The organism is Curvibacter sp. T50 (assembly GCF_057219955.1).
The window spans coordinates 102,350-118,956 of the sequence record NZ_JBXVVU010000003.1 but is presented as its reverse complement, the minus strand read 5'-3'; the positions used below and the strand labels follow the sequence as shown (position 1 = coordinate 118,956).

Annotated in this window: 14 protein-coding genes; 7 read left to right on the top strand and 7 right to left on the bottom strand. The window is 62.5% G+C overall.

The annotated features are described in order from the left end of the window. The first annotated feature begins 70 nt into the window (after positions 1–70). From asd to accD, 7 genes are all read left to right on the top strand, one after another. A complete protein-coding gene (asd, locus tag AC2EBU_RS12170) occupies positions 71–1,201 on the top strand; it encodes an aspartate-semialdehyde dehydrogenase (RefSeq protein WP_484610693.1) in 1,131 nt (376 codons plus the stop codon). Positions 1,202–1,313: 112 nt separating this feature from the next. Then, positions 1,314–4,214: a FimV/HubP family polar landmark protein gene (locus AC2EBU_RS12165; protein ID WP_484610692.1), complete on the top strand. Its 2,901-nt coding sequence runs from the start codon at positions 1,314–1,316 to the stop codon at positions 4,212–4,214. Positions 4,215–4,249: 35 nt separating this feature from the next. Next, positions 4,250–5,041: a tRNA pseudouridine(38-40) synthase TruA gene (gene truA, locus AC2EBU_RS12160; RefSeq protein WP_484610691.1), complete on the top strand. Its 792-nt coding sequence runs from the start codon at positions 4,250–4,252 to the stop codon at positions 5,039–5,041. Continuing rightward, positions 5,038–5,724, top strand: coding sequence for a phosphoribosylanthranilate isomerase (locus tag AC2EBU_RS12155; RefSeq protein WP_484610690.1), 687 nt, complete (start codon positions 5,038–5,040; stop codon positions 5,722–5,724). Before truA ends, AC2EBU_RS12155 begins: the two co-directional genes overlap by 4 nt. A 13-nt stretch (positions 5,725–5,737) precedes the next feature. After that, on the top strand, positions 5,738–7,021 hold the full coding sequence (gene trpB / locus AC2EBU_RS12150; protein WP_484610689.1) for a tryptophan synthase subunit beta: 1,284 nt from the start codon (positions 5,738–5,740) through the stop codon (positions 7,019–7,021). Beyond that, on the top strand, positions 7,018–7,830 hold the full coding sequence (trpA, locus tag AC2EBU_RS12145) for a tryptophan synthase subunit alpha (protein ID WP_484610688.1): 813 nt from the start codon (positions 7,018–7,020) through the stop codon (positions 7,828–7,830). The genes trpB and trpA overlap by 4 nt, the downstream gene beginning before the upstream one ends. A gap of 53 nt (positions 7,831–7,883) precedes the next feature. After that, positions 7,884–8,759, top strand: a complete 876-nt coding sequence (accD, locus tag AC2EBU_RS12140; RefSeq protein ID WP_484610687.1) for an acetyl-CoA carboxylase, carboxyltransferase subunit beta — start codon at positions 7,884–7,886, stop codon at positions 8,757–8,759. A gap of 130 nt (positions 8,760–8,889) precedes the next feature. Here the strand turns inward: accD and AC2EBU_RS12135 are convergent, their stop codons facing one another. The 7 genes from AC2EBU_RS12135 to AC2EBU_RS12105 all read right to left on the bottom strand — a co-directional run bounded on the left by AC2EBU_RS12135 (position 8,890) and on the right by AC2EBU_RS12105 (position 16,600). Beyond that, positions 8,890–9,441 (bottom strand): YggT family protein, encoded by a 552-nt coding sequence (locus AC2EBU_RS12135; protein WP_484610686.1) that lies wholly within the window; start codon positions 9,439–9,441, stop codon positions 8,890–8,892. A 172-nt stretch (positions 9,442–9,613) separates the two neighbouring features. Further along, complete coding sequence (locus AC2EBU_RS12130) at positions 9,614–11,416, bottom strand: polysaccharide biosynthesis protein (RefSeq protein ID WP_484610685.1); 1,803 nt, start codon at positions 11,414–11,416, stop codon at positions 9,614–9,616. An 8-nt stretch (positions 11,417–11,424) separates the two neighbouring features. Then, positions 11,425–12,480, bottom strand: a complete 1,056-nt coding sequence (gene pseI, locus AC2EBU_RS12125; RefSeq protein WP_484610684.1) for a pseudaminic acid synthase — start codon at positions 12,478–12,480, stop codon at positions 11,425–11,427. Beyond that, the gene (pseG, locus tag AC2EBU_RS12120) at positions 12,477–14,030 is read right to left on the bottom strand and encodes a UDP-2,4-diacetamido-2,4,6-trideoxy-beta-L-altropyranose hydrolase (protein WP_484610683.1); all 1,554 of its coding nucleotides are present in this window, start codon (positions 14,028–14,030) and stop codon (positions 12,477–12,479) included. Before pseG ends, pseI begins: the two co-directional genes overlap by 4 nt. 2 nt (positions 14,031–14,032) lie before the next feature. Then, positions 14,033–14,812, bottom strand: coding sequence for an imidazole glycerol phosphate synthase subunit HisF (gene hisF / locus AC2EBU_RS12115; RefSeq protein WP_484610682.1), 780 nt, complete (start codon positions 14,810–14,812; stop codon positions 14,033–14,035). Then, the gene (hisH, locus tag AC2EBU_RS12110; protein ID WP_484610681.1) at positions 14,806–15,444 is read right to left on the bottom strand and encodes an imidazole glycerol phosphate synthase subunit HisH; all 639 of its coding nucleotides are present in this window, start codon (positions 15,442–15,444) and stop codon (positions 14,806–14,808) included. Before hisH ends, hisF begins: the two co-directional genes overlap by 7 nt. A 4-nt stretch (positions 15,445–15,448) precedes the next feature. Then, on the bottom strand, positions 15,449–16,600 hold the full coding sequence (locus AC2EBU_RS12105; RefSeq protein WP_484610680.1) for an N-acetyl sugar amidotransferase: 1,152 nt from the start codon (positions 16,598–16,600) through the stop codon (positions 15,449–15,451). Positions 16,601–16,607 lie beyond the last annotated feature (7 nt).

Here is a 16,607-nt window from a genome sequence, read left to right as displayed (position 1 = left end):
CCTCCCCGGCCTGACGAGCCGGGAAAACAGTCTGGTCTGGCACTGTTTATCTTCTGAAAGGGCGTTTGAAATGAGCAAGTTGGTAGGTCTGGTCGGCTGGCGCGGCATGGTCGGCTCGGTGTTGATGGATCGCATGGTCGAGGAAAAAGACTTCGACCTGATCGAGCCGTTGTTCTTCTCCACCTCCAACGCCGGTGGCAAGGCCCCGGCGATGGCGAAGAACGAAACCACGCTGCAGGACGCGAACAACATCAACGCACTCAAGCGCTGCGAGATCATCATCACCTGCCAGGGCGGGGACTACACCAACGAGGTCTACCCCAAGCTGCGCGCCGCCGGCTGGACGGGCCACTGGATCGACGCCGCGTCGGCCCTTCGCATGCACAAGGACGCCGTCATCATCCTGGACCCGGTCAACATGCCGGTCATCAAGAATGCCCTCACCAAAGGCGGCAAGGAATGGATCGGCGGCAACTGCACCGTCTCCTGCATGCTGATGGGTGTGGGCGCGCTGTACAAGGCTGGCCTGGTTGAATGGATGTCCACCCAGACCTACCAGGCCGCTTCCGGCGGTGGTGCGCAGCACATGCGCGAGCTCCTGACGCAGTACGGCACCTTGAACGCCGAGGTGAAGGCGCTGCTGGACGACCCGAAGAGCGCCATTCTGGAAATTGACCGGAAGGTGATCGCCAGGCAGCGCAGCCTGTCCGGCGCCGAGACCGCCAACTTCGGCGTGCCGCTCGGCGGCAGCCTGATTCCCTGGATCGACAAGGATCTGGGCAACGGCATGTCCAAAGAAGAGTGGAAGGGCATGGCCGAAACCAACAAGATCCTCGGCATGGGCGAAGGCTTCGGTACCCCTGCCATTCCGGTGGATGGTTTCTGCGTCCGCGTGGGCGCGATGCGCTGCCACAGCCAGGCCCTGACCTTCAAGCTGAAGAAGGATGTGCCGGCGGCCGATATCGAGGCCATGATCGCCGCCGACAACCCGTGGGCCAAAGTCGTCCCGAACACGCGCGAAGCCACCATCCATGACCTGACGCCAGTCGCTGTGACCGGCACGATGACCATCCCGGTGGGCCGCATCCGCAAGCTGGCGATGGGGCCGGAGTATGTCGGCGCCTTCACCATCGGCGACCAATTGCTCTGGGGCGCCGCCGAGCCGCTGCGTCGGATGCTGCGTATCCTGCTGGACGCTTGAACAACCCGCCGCCCCCTGCAGCGGGCTGTCGCCGCGTAACAGGGGGTGACAGCCCGTTGCCGCAAGGCAACAACGCCCCTTGCCGAAAGCGGGCAAGCGATGACTGGGCAGATTGAAAACTCACCTCAGCTTGTCACGCCAAGGCATTGATGTTAATGTCAAATATCTGAATCCAGATATTGCGGTAAGGCGTTTGCTCCAAAAAATGAATTCACAAACAATGACCACGGAGGCAGGGGCGGATTTCGAACCCTTCAGACTACGGAACCCGTGGTCCCTCCACGCGATCGCGCTGGCCTGCTCGCTGGCTGCGCTGTCCACCGGAGCTCAAGCCCTTGCGCTGGGGCAGGCGCGTGTCCTCTCCTCCTTGGGCGAGCCGCTGCGTGCCGAGGTCGAGATTACACAGATCAGTGATGAAGAAGCCTCTTCTCTGAAAGTCGGTATTGCTGCTGCAAGTGCTTTCCGGGCGGCCGGCGTGGATTTCAACAGTGCCCTGGCCAATACACAAACCAGTCTGGCACGCCGCTCTGATGGGCGCTGGTTCATTCGGGTCCAAAGTGAGCGTCCGGTCAACGAGCCATTCGTCGATCTGATCCTTGAGTCGACGTGGGCGACCGGCCGTATCGTGCGGGACTACACCTTGCTGATTGATCCGCCAGCGGCCCGACAATCCGGGTCCGATCTGTCGACGACAGCCGTAACGGGGCAAACGCCCGCAGTGGCAACACCATCCTCCCTGACGCAGACTGCGCCTCAGACAACCACTGCGGCGCGCCCGATCGCTGGCGCAGCGAGTGCTACGAAAAAGGCAGAAAACGACAAACCGAAAGCGGGTGCTTCAGCCACTGAGAGCACTGTGACGGTCAACCGCGGCGACACCGCCGGGAAGATTGCAGCGCGAGTCAAGCCGGAGGGCGCGTCGCTCGACCAGATGCTGGTAGCGCTGCTGCGAGCCAATCCGCAGGCATTCATAGGTGGCAATGTCAACCGTATCCGGGCGGGCGCAGTACTGGATGTACCTTCCAGTGAACAGGTCACTGCGATACAAACGTCCGAGGCAAGGCGCACAGTCAGCCTTCAAGCACGTAGCTTCAATGATTTCCGGCGAACGTTGGCCGAGCGCACACCGGTAACAGCGGTTGAGGCCGCAGCCCGCACTGCGGCAGGGGCGGTGCAAACTCAGGTCGACGACAAGAAATCGGTAGCCCCCGCTGCGGACAAGCTGACGCTCTCCAAAGGCAATGTTCAAGGCAAAAGTGCAGAGGCCGAAATTGCCAGTGCCCGACAGGCCAAAGAAGCCAGCGAACGTGCGGCCGAACTGAATCGGAACATTGGTGAACTGTCCCGACTGAAGGCCTCCACTGCCACTGCCGCTTCGCCTTCGGCCTCGGGCCCTGCGTCGGCCGGGAAAGGTCCGGCGGTACCCTTGGCCGCGGCCGTTCCAGCAGCGGCCCCGGCGAGCAAACCCGCTATTGCGGGAGCATCTTCTCCCACACCCGCCGCTTCGGCTGTTGCGGTTTCGAAGCCGGCATCCGCCGCATCGGCCAGCACTCCGGCTGCACCGGCAGCCTCAGTTGCCGCACCGAAGGCCAGTGCCGCAGCTTCGGTAGCTGTCGGCGCCGCTTCGACCCCGGCGGCGACGACTGCGGCAGCAACTGCAACTACCGGCCTGAACGCCGGAACCCCGTCCGTTACACCCACGGCTCTTGCATCGTCGGCGACCAGCACGTCCTCCAGTATTGCCACAGGGACGCCCACATCTGCAGCGCCCGCCCCGGCTGCTTCTGCGCCGGCTCCAGCCCCGATCAAGAAACCCGCGCCGCCGCCCCCACCCCCTCCGCCAGAGCCGACTTTCCTCGAGAGTCTGCTTGACAACCCCTTCTTGGCACCTTTGGGCGGTGGGCTCATCGCTTTGCTTGGCGGTTTCGGTTTTTACCGCTGGCGACAAACCAGGAAAACCGGTGCCGTCGACAGTTCATTCCTCGAAAGCCGTCTCCAACCTGACTCTTTTTTCGGCTCCAGTGGCGGGCAACGCATTGACACCAACGAGGCAGCAACGGCCGCCTCCTCAATGGCCTATTCCCCCAGCCAATTGGACGCTGCGGGGGATGTGGACCCAGTCGCTGAAGCCGATGTCTACCTCGCCTACGGCAGAGACCTGCAGGCTGAGGAAATCCTGAAAGAAGCGCTCAAGCTGCACCCGACACGATTGGCTATTCACGGGAAGTTGCTGGACATTTACGCGAAACGCCGCGACCTCAAGGCCTTCGAAGCCCTCGCAGTCGATGTCTACAAGAGCACCAATGGCACGGGGCCAGACTGGGAACGTATTGCGGCCTTGGGGCTGGAAGTCGATTCATCCAACCCGCTGTATCGTCCAGGAGGCAAACCGGTTGGGCCCGCAGAGACTGCCGTGGACGTTGAATCTTCGTTTGCGTCCAGCACCATTCCAGTCGCAGTGCAAACGCAGCCGATTGCAACGACCAATGATTCAATTGACCTCGACCTGGGCGACCTTGATTTCTCAGGTGAGCATTCGTTCGCGGCGTCGGAAGCTCCTGTCCGCAGCGAACAGCCGCCGACGGTCAGCCTGAATGTACAGGCCATCCAACCGCTGGCTGTTGCTGATGTCGGATCGCTGGACATTGGCAACTCCATTGAGATCCCCGATCTTGGGGTCGCCTCCGCCCCTCCGTCGAAGCCGGCTCCTGCAACCTCGACCAATGATGGCATGCTCGAGTTTGACTTGGGCGGTTTGTCTTTGGACCTTGATTCACCGGCGTCAGAGGCGGTCGCTCCGACCACTGCGCCGACTCGCGCCCCTGCCGCAGCCGCGCCAACCACGCCAATTGATATCGGTGGCGATGCCATGGAGACCAAACTGTCACTTGCCCAAGAGTTCCACGCGATAGGGGACACCGACGCGGCCAAGGCACTGGTGCGTGAGGTCATTGCCGAGTCAAGTGGCTCGGTGAAGGCCAAAGCCCAGCGCTTCCTCGCAGACTTAGGTTGAATATCGACGGGTGCTCGCCAGCAGTGGCTGACTCCGTGGCGCGTATCGCGCTGGGTATTTCCTACCACGGTGGAGCCTATCAGGGCTGGCAGAGCCAGCCTTCGGGCTTGACCATCCAGGATCGGCTGGAAACAGCGTTGACGCTTTTCGTCGGAAGCTCGATGCGCGTCAACTGCGCCGGAAGAACCGATGCGGGAGTCCATGCGCTGATGCAGGTAGTTCACCTGGATTCGCCCGTTTCGCGTGACAGTTTCTCATGGGTCCGGGGAACGAATGCCTTTCTGCCGAAGGATATTGCGGTGGAGTGGGCGAAACCAGTCCCCGATCAGTTTCACGCCCGCGCCAGCGCATTGGCTCGTCGATACATCTATGTTCTGAAGGAAGCCGCCGTTCGCCCAGCTTTGGAATCGGGTCTTGTCGGGTGGGTTTTTCGCCCGCTTGACCGGGACGCGATGTTGGCCGCAGCAATGCACCTTGTTGGCAAACATGATTTCACTTCCTTTCGGGCCAGTGGTTGCCAATCACCCAGCCCGATCAAGACCATGTCGGCAACGAGAATCAGTCGACAGGGCGCGTATTGGCGCTTTGAGTTTCAGGCTGACGCATTCCTGCATCACATGATCCGGAACATCATGGGCTGCCTGATCGCGGTCGGCAGTGGCCAGCGCAGTCCAGAATGGGTCGGCGAAGTTCTCGCAGCACGCAACCGCGATGCCGCAGCCCCCACGTTCCCGCCTGACGGGCTGTATTTTGCGGGCCCGGTTTACGCACCCCAATGGGGGCTGCCCGAACGGACACCCGCGTTCGACTGGATCCCAAATCCGTGAGCAAACCAGACTACCCGACCAGAACCCGTATCAAAGTCTGCGGCCTGACCCGGGAACATGACGTTGAGACCGCTTGTATTGCCGGGGTCGATACGATCGGGTTCGTCCTTTACGAGCGCAGTCCGCGTTTTGTCGCACCGGCAAGAGCCGCCGAACTTGCCCGCCCTTTGCCAGCGTTCGTACAGCCGGTATTGTTGTTCGTGAACCCGACCAACGAATGGTTCATGTCGGCGTGCAGATTGGTCGACAGCGCATTGGTTCAGTTTCATGGTGACGAGACACCGGAACGCTGCGCCGAACTGGCAAAACTGGCCTCACGTCGCTGGATCAAAGCGGCACGAATCCCGCAGAAAAATGGCGCGGCCTTTGACTTGCTAGAATTTGCCAATAATTACAAAGCAGCCAGTGCCATCCTGCTCGACACCTTTGTTGACGCGTACGGTGGCAGCGGCAAAACCTTCGATTGGTCACTCGTTCCTCCAAGCGTCGACTCTCACCTCGTTTTGTCTGGTGGACTCACACCTGCAAACGTGGGCGATGGCATCCGGGCTTTCCGCTCCCGGGGGCGATCGTTGTCCGTTGATGTCAGTTCGGGCGTGGAAGCGTCCAAAGGCATCAAGGATCCAATTGCCATTCAGCGTTTTGTCGAGGCAGTTCGAAGCGCGGACGCCTCGGCTGTTTGACCCAGTTTCCATTATGACCCACTACGACAAGCCGGATGCTTCCGGCCACTTCGGCATCTACGGCGGCAGTTTCGTCAGTGAGACACTGACCCATGCAATCAATCAGCTGCGGGCGGCATACGAGCAGTTCAAGGACGATCCGGCCTTCCTCGCAGAGTTCCAGTCGGAGCTCAGCCATTTCGTCGGCCGTCCGTCACCTGTCTACCATGCCGCCCGGATGAGCCGCGAACAGGGTGGTGCGCAGATATTCCTCAAACGCGAGGACCTCAATCACACCGGAGCGCACAAGATCAACAACACCATCGGGCAAGCCATGCTGGCCCGGAGAATGGGAAAGCAGCGCATCATCGCCGAGACCGGTGCCGGTCAGCATGGTGTGGCAACGGCAACCATCTGCGCGCGCTACGGGCTCGAATGTGTGGTTTACATGGGCGCCGAAGATGTCAAGCGCCAAAGCCCCAATGTGTACCGCATGAAACTTCTGGGGGCAACCGTGGTACCGGTGGAGAGCGGCAGCCGGACCCTCAAAGACGCGTTGAATGAAGCCATGCGGGACTGGGTCGCAAACGTCGATACGACCTTCTACATCATCGGGACCGTCGCCGGCCCACACCCCTACCCGATGATGGTTCGCGATTTTCAGAGTGTGATCGGAACCGAGTGTCGCAGCCAGATGCCCGTCATGCTGGCAAAACTCGGACTGACGTCATCACAACCGGATGCAGTGATTGCCTGCGTCGGCGGAGGCAGCAATGCCATGGGGATTTTCTACCCTTACATTGGCTTGGACGAAGTCCGGCTGATCGGTGTCGAAGCGGCCGGCGAAGGGCTGGACAGCGGACGGCATTCCGCCTCACTGCAGCGCGGCAGTGCTGGTGTCCTCCATGGCAACCGGACCTACGTCCTTCAAGATGACAATGGACAAATCACCGAGACCCACAGTGTCAGCGCGGGACTTGACTATCCCGGTGTGGGACCCGAGCATGCCTGGCTGAAGGATATCGGAAGGGCGGAATATGTCGGCATCACCGACGCCGAAGCCTTGAGCGCTTTTCACTACCTGTGCCGCACGGAAGGCATCATTCCGGCACTGGAGTCAAGTCACGCGATTGCCTACGCCATGAAACTGGCCTCGACGATGCGTCCCGATCAATCGATCCTGGTCAATCTGTCGGGGCGGGGCGACAAGGACATCGGCACTGTGGCCGATCTGAGTCATGCCGACTTCTACTGCCGGCCAAGCTGCCGCGGGCAGGCCGTGAAGGGGAGTATCCCTGTTGCCGGAGGCCAGGCATGAGCCGAATCGCCCAAACCTTTTCCACTTTGCAGGCGGCAAAACGAACGGCACTGATTCCCTATGTCATGGCAGGCTATCCCTACCGGGACTGCACCCCAGACTTGATGCATGCCCTCGTCGACGCTGGCGCCGACATTATCGAACTGGGGATACCCTTTAGCGATCCTTCTGCCGACGGCCCCGTCATCCAGGCAGCGGGGGAGAAAGCCTTGGCGCTTGGAGTCGGCACGCTGGATGTATTGCACATGGTCGCCCAGTTCCGCCAGACCAACGGCATAACACCTGTCGTGCTGATGGGTTATGCCAACCCGCTGGAACGCTATGACCAGGTCCATGGCTCCGATTCGTTTGTCCGGGATGCGGCGGCGGCCGGTGTTGATGGCGTTTTGGTCGTGGACTATCCACCAGAGGAATGCGGCGCTTTTTCTCGCAAGCTGCGCGCCCACAACATGGATCTGATTTTTCTGCTGGCGCCGACCAGCACGGACGAACGAATGGGACAGGTTGCCGCCGTTGCCAGCGGCTACGTCTACTACGTCTCCCTCAAAGGGGTGACCGGCTCTGGCGCGCTGGATGTGGGCAGCGTCGCAGCGGCCCTGCCCCGAATTCGCCAATTCGTATCGATACCGGTCGGTGTTGGATTTGGCATCCGTGATGCCCAAACCGCCCATGCCATCGGCCAAGTGTCTGACGCGGTGGTCATCGGCAGCCGACTGCTGCAGATCCTGTCAACCGAACCGGCTGAATCTCTGGCCGAGGCCGCCACATGCTTCTTGCGACCAATCCGGGCGGCGTTGGACGGCGCATAATCAGGCCCCGCTGACCATGGTCATCCGTATTTCTTTCTGACTGGAGAGGTTTCATGAGCTGGCTCGAGAAACTGTTGCCCCCGAAAATCCAAAAAACCGACCCTGCCGAGCGGCGTACGGTTCCCGAGGGGCTATGGATCAAGTGCCCCAGCTGCGAAGCGGTGCTTTATCGAAACGATCTGGAGAACAACCAGAATGTGTGTCCGCAATGTGGGCACCACCACCGCATCGGTGCCCGCGCGCGGCTGAACGCCTTTCTAGATGCCGAGGGGCGTTACGAATTGGGGCAGGAGGTCATTCCCGTTGATGCTCTCAAGTTCAAGGACAGCCGAAAGTACCCCGAGAGGCTGAAAGAAGCCCTGGAATCCACCGGTGAGACTGACGCACTGATCGTCATGGGTGGGGCCGTGCAGGGGGTGAGTCTGGTGGCCGCCTGTTTCGAGTTCGAGTTTATGGGTGGGAGCATGGGATCCGTCGTCGGCGAACGATTCGTCCGGGGCGTGGAAGCGGCGGTGGATCAGAAAGTCCCGTTCCTGTGCTTCACGGCCACCGGCGGAGCGCGTATGCAGGAGGGACTGCTCTCCCTCATGCAAATGGCCAAGACCAACGCAGCTCTGACCCGCCTTGCTCAAAAAGGGCTTCCCTATGTCAGCGTACTGACGGATCCCACCATGGGCGGTGTCAGTGCCGGCTTTGCTTTTGTCGGTGACGTCGTCATTGCCGAGCCTAGGGCGCTGATTGGTTTCGCCGGGCCGCGCGTCATTGAATCGACGGTTCGAGTTACCTTGCCGGACGGCTTCCAGCGGGCCGAATTTCTTCAACAAAAAGGCGCGGTCGATTTCATCTGCGACCGTCGGGAGTTGCGGCCGATGATTGCTCGCATACTGGCGATGCTACAGCGTCAGCCTGCGGACGCGGTATTGTCCTGACCAACTGAGTTGTCCGGCGCTTCGCGCTCTCAGCGATTGCGCCAGTTGCGCTCCGATAAGGGGGGCGTTGATCAATACCCAGGGACGCTGACACCCATTGGCGATGACGCGACGTAACCCCGGGCCCGTCTCAAGCAGCAAGCGATCTGGCGACGCCGTCCAGAACCAGGGACCCGATCTGCAACAGCAGAACAGCCAACAGGGGGGAGAGGTCCACGCCTCCCAACGGCGGAAGAAGCCGCCGCAGCGGATGCAGGACCGGTGCAACCAGCCGCGTCAACAAATCAGCCACCGGCGTGCGCGGCTGTACCCAGGAAAGCACCACGTGCGCAATCAGCAATACCGTGGCGGCGAGAATCATCAACTGGGCAACCGCCAAAGTTGCCAGAATGGGCCAGGCAGGGGCGTTGCGGACTCCCGTGGAAAGCACACTCAACACAACGATCTGCGCAAGTTTGAGCACCCACGTCGCCAGAAGGCTGGCCGTATCCCAGCGACCGATTGCCGGGACGATTTTGCGCATCGGTAGCACCAGCCAATCACTGACCGCGAAGACAAATCGCCCCACAGGATTGGAGAACGGTACACGCTGGTGCTGCATGAACAGCCGAAGCAGGCAAGCACCGCCGACCAGGCTGGTGGCTGTGTCGAGGATCAAGGCGAGAATTTGCAACAACATCATCAGCCCGCTGCCAGATCAGTGCGAGGACAGATGGGAGTGCGGGAAGAAGCTGAAAGCACTGCTGACGCGCTGGAACGCGGCGATCGAAATCCGCTCCTTACGGCAAGAACTATCGAAAACAATAGCATAAGGTGACCTTTTTACGTTGGGTATGGGCACATTACACCGATGTTCAGCCGCTCGTCGTGTATTCCGGGACGTATCCCTTGATCCACAGCCGGATTTCGGCTGCTTCCGGGGCTGGGCCGGCCGCAGAAACCCAACGAATCACTGCGGCCAGGTCTGCAGCCTGCTGGCCCGCGGTGCGGGCTATGCGCAGTTTGGGGTGGGGCGTTCGGTCAGTAGACTCGTCGTCAGCCAACAACTCCTCATACAGCTTTTCACCCGGCCGCAGGCCGGTGAACACAATAGGAATTTCCTGCTCGGTCTTGCCTGACAGGCGGATCAGCATCCGCGCCAACTCCACAATTCGGACCGGTTCACCCATGTCCAGCACGAAGATTTGCCCTGACTGACCCATCAAACCCGCCTGGAGCACCAGTTGAGCCGCCTCGGGAATGGTCATGAAATAGCGAACGATATCCGGGTGCGTGACGGTGACCGGCCCGCCGCGTTCGATCTGTGCCGTAAAAAGCGGCACCACCGAGCCACTTGAACCCAGCACGTTCCCGAATCGGACCGCAACGAACTGCGTATTGGCAAATTCCCGTGTGACCGATTGCACGACCAGCTCCGCCATGCGTTTGCTGGCGCCCATGACGTTGGTGGGATTGACCGCCTTGTCGGTCGAGATGAGCACAAATCGCTTCGCGCCAACCTGTCCCGCCACACGCGCCGCATTCAACGTGCCCAGAACATTGGTGCGAATCGCTTCAATTTCATTGCGCTCCTCCATCAGCGGCACATGTTTGTAGGCAGCCGCATGGAAGACTACCGCCGGCTTGTGTTGCGACGAAATCGCCAGCAGTCGCTCGGCCTCGCGCACATTGGCGGTGTAATACAGGCCCTGCATTTGCGGGTGTGACGTTCTGAGTTCCTGTTCCAGTTGGTAAATCGCGAATTCCGACACGTCGACACACACCAACCGGGAGACGCCAAATCGGGCGATCTGGCGACAAAGCTCGGAGCCGATCGATCCACCCGCACCGGTAACCAGCACAGTCTGGCCCGCAATCAGGTCCGAGAGACCATGCTCGTCCAATGCGACCGCGGGGCGACCAAGCAAATCGTTAAGCTCCACTTTGCGCAGCACACCGGGTTCGGACCGCAGCCATTCGTCCGGCCGAGGCATGGTCAGCAAGGGCAATCCCGCGTCGCTGGCACCGATCAAGGCGCGATGGCGGGCGTCAGAGCCAGGGGGACTAAGGAGCAAGGCCGCTGCGGCGTTGGAATTGCCGGCGATGCGCGGCAAATCGTCGATATGACCGAGCACGTCAAGTCCCTGGATGGAACGACCGCGCTCGCCGGGGATGGGACTGAGCAGCCCGACTGGTGACCATTGGCGGGCACCCCGCAAGGTCGGCAGCGCGGCAGCAGCCTCCTGAATTGTCCCAACCAGGAGCAACGGCCTGCCTTCGCCCGCGCCCGACTCGACGTCCTTTTGCATCAGGCGGGCCAACGCCCGCACACCCACCAGGGCGAGCAAGACGAGCATGGGGTGGAGCAGCAGGACAGAACGAGGAAAGTACGGCACACGCAGCATCAACACCGCAGCAGTCGTCAGGAGTCCGCCGGTCGCGACACCGTAAAACAGCCGGGTGACTTCGGCCAAGCTGGTGTATCGCCAGATATGGCGGTAGAGCCGCCAAGCCAACAGGCTGGAGCCGTAGGCAACCAACGCCCAAGGCAAAGTCTGCAGCATGATCTGCTCGAACTCGTCTGGAGTTTCCAGGTTGAAGCGCAACCAGTAGGCAAGCCACCAGGTGAAAGCGACCAGCCCTAGATCAACCGGAAGCTGCACGTTTCGGCCAGACAAGATTTTCTTCACCGGACTGAGGCCGAAAGAAGGTGCCAGCCCATGGGAGTCCCGGCAACCACATCACACCCGATGCGCTGCCCCAGCAGATCGTCCAGGTACTTGGGGGGAAGTCCGAATCCGGGCCGCACACATCTCAGGTTCTCACGTGTCAGCATATCGCCGGCCTTCAGATCCTGAGCGATGTAGAGGGAGCGGCGGAAGGCCAGGGACTTCATCTCCGCAGCAGTCGGTCCATAGTTGATCTGGCCGACAGCCTGCCAGGCGCGTTCGGTTTCCTGGCGCAACTGGCGCAACTCCTGTGGCTCCATAGAAAAGCTCGAATCGACGCCGCCATCGGCGCGGCGGAGGGTGAAGTGCTTTTCGATCACCGTCGCGCCGAGCGCCGTGGCCGCCACCGACACACCGCAGCCCATGGTGTGGTCCGACAGGCCGACCTCGCAGCCAAACAGGGTGCGCAGGTGCGGGAGGGTGGAAATGTTGGTGTTTTCTGCCGTGGCCGGGTAGGTGCTGGTGCACTTGAGCAGCACCAGGTCTCGGCAGCCGGCGTCGCGCGCGGCACGAACCGCTTCGTCGATCTCGCCGGCCGTGGCCATGCCGGTGGACATGATCATGGGCTTGCCGGTGGCCGCCACGCGGCGGATGAGGGGCAGGTCGGTGTTTTCGAACGAGGCAATCTTGTAGGCTGGCACGTTCAGCGACTCGAGAAAATCCACCGAGCTGAAATCGAAGGGCGTGCTGAAACAGTGCATGCCGTGGCTGGCGGCGCGTTCCATGATGGGCGCGTGCCATTCCCAGGGCGTGTGGGCTTCCTGGTAGAGCTCGTAGAGTTGGCGCCCGGCCCACAGGCTCTTGGGATCGTCGATCACGAAGCCGGGCATGCGCAGGTTCAGCGTCATGGTGTCGGCCGTGTAGGTCTGCAGCTTGATGGCGTCGGCCCCGTGCGCCGCCGCGGCATCCACGATGGTCAGCGCGCGCTCCAGCGACTGGTTGTGGTTGCCCGACATCTCGGCGATCAGGTAGGGGCGGTGGCCGGGGCCGATGGCGCGGTCGAGGATCTTCATGATTCGGTCTGTAGCGTATTCAGCAAGGGGCCGACCGCTTTGCGGTACTGCAGCGGCCCCCCATGGTAGCCGCCGGCATGGAACAGGCGTTGTGACGCGGTGTTGCCAGGCAGCACCTGGGCATCCACGGAAAAGCCACCGGGGTGTAGCGCCAGCAGCGCCTGTTCGCCGGCGGCCAGCAGGCGCTGGCCCAGACCCAGAGCCTGCAGATCAGGGTCGGTGTAGAGCGACACTTCGACGTGCCCATTGTCCAGCCGATCAAAACGGATGCTGCCAACGGGCACACGGCCGACCCAGGCCACGAACAACCAGCGCGCCGGGTTCGCCAGCACGGCTTGCAACCAGCGTTGGTGCGCGCTGAAGTTGATCGATTCCTGGGTGGTAGACACGGCGCGCACGGCGGGGTGGTCGCGCCAGCCGTGCAGCAATCGGGCGTCCTCGACCGTGGCGGGACGCAGCTGCAGATGGGCGCGTTGGCACCGTTGCAGCAGGGCCAGAGCTACGCGCTGCGCGCCCCGGCCGTCGACCAGTGCCCCGGCCCGTTCCGCCAGCGATCGCCGCGCGGCCGGATCGGCAATGAGATCCCGCAGCACGCCGGGCAGGTTTTCTTCATCGGCCGCACGCACCGCGCCCAGCGCCGCCAGCCCGGGCAGCACGGCCGACTGGTTGGCCGCCAGGGCCAAAGCCACGGTCGGGGCACCGATACAGCAGCGCTCCCAGGTCGCGCCACCGCCTGCGCCGATCTGCAGGTCGTGACGGGAAAAGAAGCCAGCCAGATCGGGCTGGTCGAGTGTCAGCATGGCCTGGCCATCAGGTTTGCAGGCGTTGCGCAATTCGGCCAGCTTCGGGTTGGCCGAGGTGGACACCACCTCCACCGCACCGGTGAAGCCGGCGTTGCGGCAGGCCGTCAGCGCCAGTGCCGATATGCCACCCGGGTCGGTGCCGCCCATGAAAATGCCGATGCTGCGCACCGTTTCACAAAAAACGTAAGGTGCCGCGTTCCGGTAGCCGGAAGACAGCAGCGCGAAACGCGGCCCACACAGCCACAGTGGCTCACGTTGCAGCCGACCGGCGTACTTGGCGCGGTGATCGGCAGCCCAGTTGGGGTCGAGCAAGGCGTCAGCGTCAAGCGCGCGGTCGGCGGTGTCGTCGATGACCAGCAGGCGGCAGCCCAGCGCATCGCGCACCCCGTCATGCCAGCGCGCGTCGAAGGCGTAGTGATCGACCACCACAGCGTCGGGATGCCAGTCCGCCAGGGCCTGCGCGGTATCGGCCGCGTCCTTGATTTGTGACACACCCGCCCAGGCCGCGTGTGGTGGGGCATCGGGCTCAGGTGCAAAGGCCTGTGGGGGTGCATGCAGCCAGTGGACGAATGTTGTCTCCTTGCTCAGCACCTGCATGGCCACGGCGTCCATACGGCGGCAGACAAAGCGGACTTCAGCGCCAGCTTCGGTCAAGGCCTGCGCCAGCGACAGGCAGCGCTTGAGATGCCCCGTTCCGATGGCAGCGGAGGCATCGACCCGGATCGCCAAACGGGGCGCAATACCCATGCTCAACGGTCTCCGTCGGGCACAAATGACTGGCGCACCGGCACGCCGGCAGCGGCCAGCGCGGCCTTGGCGCCGGCGGGAGTCTGTTCGGTAAAGTGGAACATGCTGGCCGCAGCCACTGCCGAGGCGCCGGCTTGCGTCACGGCTTCAACCATATGCTGGTAGCTGCCCGCCCCGCCGGATGCGATCACCGGGATCTTCACCGCGCGCACCAGGGCCTCGATCAGCGGCAGGTCGTAGCCCTGCATAGTGCCGTCGCGCTCGATGGACGTGATGAGGATCTCTCCCGCGCCACGGTCTTCCAGCTCGCGCGCCCAGGCCACCACCTCGCGGCCGGTGGCCTGTTTCCCGGCGTGACTGAAGCAGGTCCAGCCACCGTCCTGCGCGCGCACGTCGATGCTGGCAACGACACACTGCGCGCCTTGGCGACGGGCAATCTCGGACACCAGTTCAGGCCGTGTGTAGGCGGCCGTGTTGACCGACACCTTGTCCGCACCGGCGCGCAGCAGGCGCTGCACCTGTTCGATGCGGGTGATGCCGCCACCCACCGTGAGCGGAACGAAACAGTCTTGCCCGAATTCGTCGATGGATTCGAAGTCCGGATCGTCGTCCGACTGGTGGGCGACGATGTCCACCAGCACCAGTTCATCGACCTCGCGCTGGTTGTAGACCTTGACCGCTGGCAGCACTGGGCCTACGCGGCGCCAGCTGTCGAAGCCCACGCCCTTGACCAAGCCGAACTGCTTCCACAACAGGGTGGGGATGACACGGACTTTCAGCATGCCGGGCCTTCGATGAAGTTCTTGAGCAGCTGGAAGCCCGCGCGCGAGCTCTTTTCCGGGTGGAACTGGGTACCCCAGACATGGCCGCGCCGCACCGCGGCCGTGACCGCGACGCCGTAGTCGGTGGTGGCCAGCACGTCGGCCGGGTCTGCCGGCGCAAGGGCGTAGCTGTGCACGAAGTAGAAGTCGGTGCCGTCGGGCATGCCGGCCAGCAGGTGATCGTCGCTGCGGGTGCGGGTGATGCTGTTCCAGCCCACATGCGGCACGCGCAGCGTGCAACCGAAGCTGCGCAGGTGCCGCACCTGACCGGGAATGAAGCCCAGGCCCGGCGTGTCCTGGCCTTCGCTCGCGCCTTCGGTACTGCTGTCGGCCAGCAACTGCATACCCACGCACACACCCAGCAGCGGTCGTTTGTAACCCAGTACTTCGTCGCGCAAGGCGGTGGTCCAGCCACCGTCGTTCAGCAGGCGTACGCAGTCTGCGAAGTTGCCCACACCGGGCAGGATCAGGCAGTCGGTGGCGTGCATGTCGGCCGCGCGGTTAACCAGCACCGGCGCCACGCGCAACTCTTCCAGCGCGCGCAGCACCGAGCCGAGGTTGCCCACGCCGTAGTCGATGACACCGACTTTCATGCGATCACACGTTGTCGTAGTTGATCTTGATCAGGTTGCCATCCCTGTCTTTCAAGAGTGCACCGCTGACGTCGCGCTTGAAGATCTTTTTGTTGGTGAACTTGTCGCAGACACGGATGAACTCGTCTTCGGTCATCTCCAGCGGCCGCAGGATGTCCTTGAGCGGCTTGCCCAGGTATTCCCAGGGGAAAAGACCGTCCAGGCGCTTGACCGCTTCCAGGCCGTCCTGGCGCGTGAGGCGCCCGCGGCGGATGTGCAGACAGGCGAGGTCGGTGGCGCGGCCGAAGCCGAACTTCAGGAACTTGAAGTAGTCGTGGATGCCGGTCTGGTGGTTGTCCAGGTTCTCGTAGTTGACCATCGAGCCCTCGACCACCTTGTGGTAGCTCTGGAAGCCGTTGGCCGACGCGATGAGCGTGTTGGACAGGCCGTCCCATGGGATGTAATGGCCCAGGAACAGACCGGTCACGCCCACGCGCTGCAATTCTTCGTCGCTGGGGTAGGTGTAAGGGATCAGGTGCTTGGCCTCTATACCGTCCTGGCCGATCAGGTCGGACACGCGCATGCCCAGTAGGCCGCCGAACTCTTCGAGCCAGCGGCGGTTGAGCACGTTGTTGTCGGCCGCCGCCGCCGGGCCACCGTACTCGTTCTGCGAGTTCTCGCCCCACACGATCAGCGGCACGTTGAACTGCACCGCGGCGCGCACCGGGATGGTGAAGATGCCCACGTGTTCGGGCCAGGATATGTCGCCCACCTGCGTGAGCCCGATGCGGTTGAGCTTGGCGCGCACCAACGGGTTGGGTGAGAACTCGATATGGTCCACACCGAGGCGCTTGAGGTTCTCGATGTTGGCGCGGCCCAGCGGCGAGAGGTCGCAGGTGGACGAGGTGACACACAGCGGGTTCAGGCCCAGTTGCAGCATGCGCACCACCTGGTAAGTGCTGTCTTTGCCGCCGCTGACTGGCACGATGCAGTCCCAGTGGCTGCCGTCGGGCCGTCGGTACTTCTCCAGCACCTTCAGCAGTTCCTGGTAGCGCGCATCCCAGTCCACTTCCTTGCGCCGTTCGTAGCTGCGGCAGGCATTGCAGATGCCGTGTTCGTCCAGATGCAGGTCCGGCTTGGTGTCCGGCATCACGCAGCGTTTGCAGTAGGTCAGCATGCTCGTC

Coding starts and splice junctions, on each gene's coding strand:
- asd (WP_484610693.1), top strand. CDS start 71: ATGAGCAAGTTGGTAGGTCTGGTCGGCTGGCGCGGCATGGTCGGCTCG.
- trpB (WP_484610689.1), top strand. CDS start 5,738: ATGACCCACTACGACAAGCCGGATGCTTCCGGCCACTTCGGCATCTAC.
- trpA (WP_484610688.1), top strand. CDS start 7,018: ATGAGCCGAATCGCCCAAACCTTTTCCACTTTGCAGGCGGCAAAACGA.
- accD (WP_484610687.1), top strand. CDS start 7,884: ATGAGCTGGCTCGAGAAACTGTTGCCCCCGAAAATCCAAAAAACCGAC.
- AC2EBU_RS12135 (WP_484610686.1), bottom strand. CDS start 9,441: ATGATGTTGTTGCAAATTCTCGCCTTGATCCTCGACACAGCCACCAGC.
- pseI (WP_484610684.1), bottom strand. CDS start 12,480: ATGAAGATCCTCGACCGCGCCATCGGCCCCGGCCACCGCCCCTACCTG.
- pseG (WP_484610683.1), bottom strand. CDS start 14,030: ATGGGTATTGCGCCCCGTTTGGCGATCCGGGTCGATGCCTCCGCTGCC.
- hisF (WP_484610682.1), bottom strand. CDS start 14,812: ATGCTGAAAGTCCGTGTCATCCCCACCCTGTTGTGGAAGCAGTTCGGC.
- hisH (WP_484610681.1), bottom strand. CDS start 15,444: ATGAAAGTCGGTGTCATCGACTACGGCGTGGGCAACCTCGGCTCGGTG.
- AC2EBU_RS12105 (WP_484610680.1), bottom strand. CDS start 16,600: ATGCTGACCTACTGCAAACGCTGCGTGATGCCGGACACCAAGCCGGAC.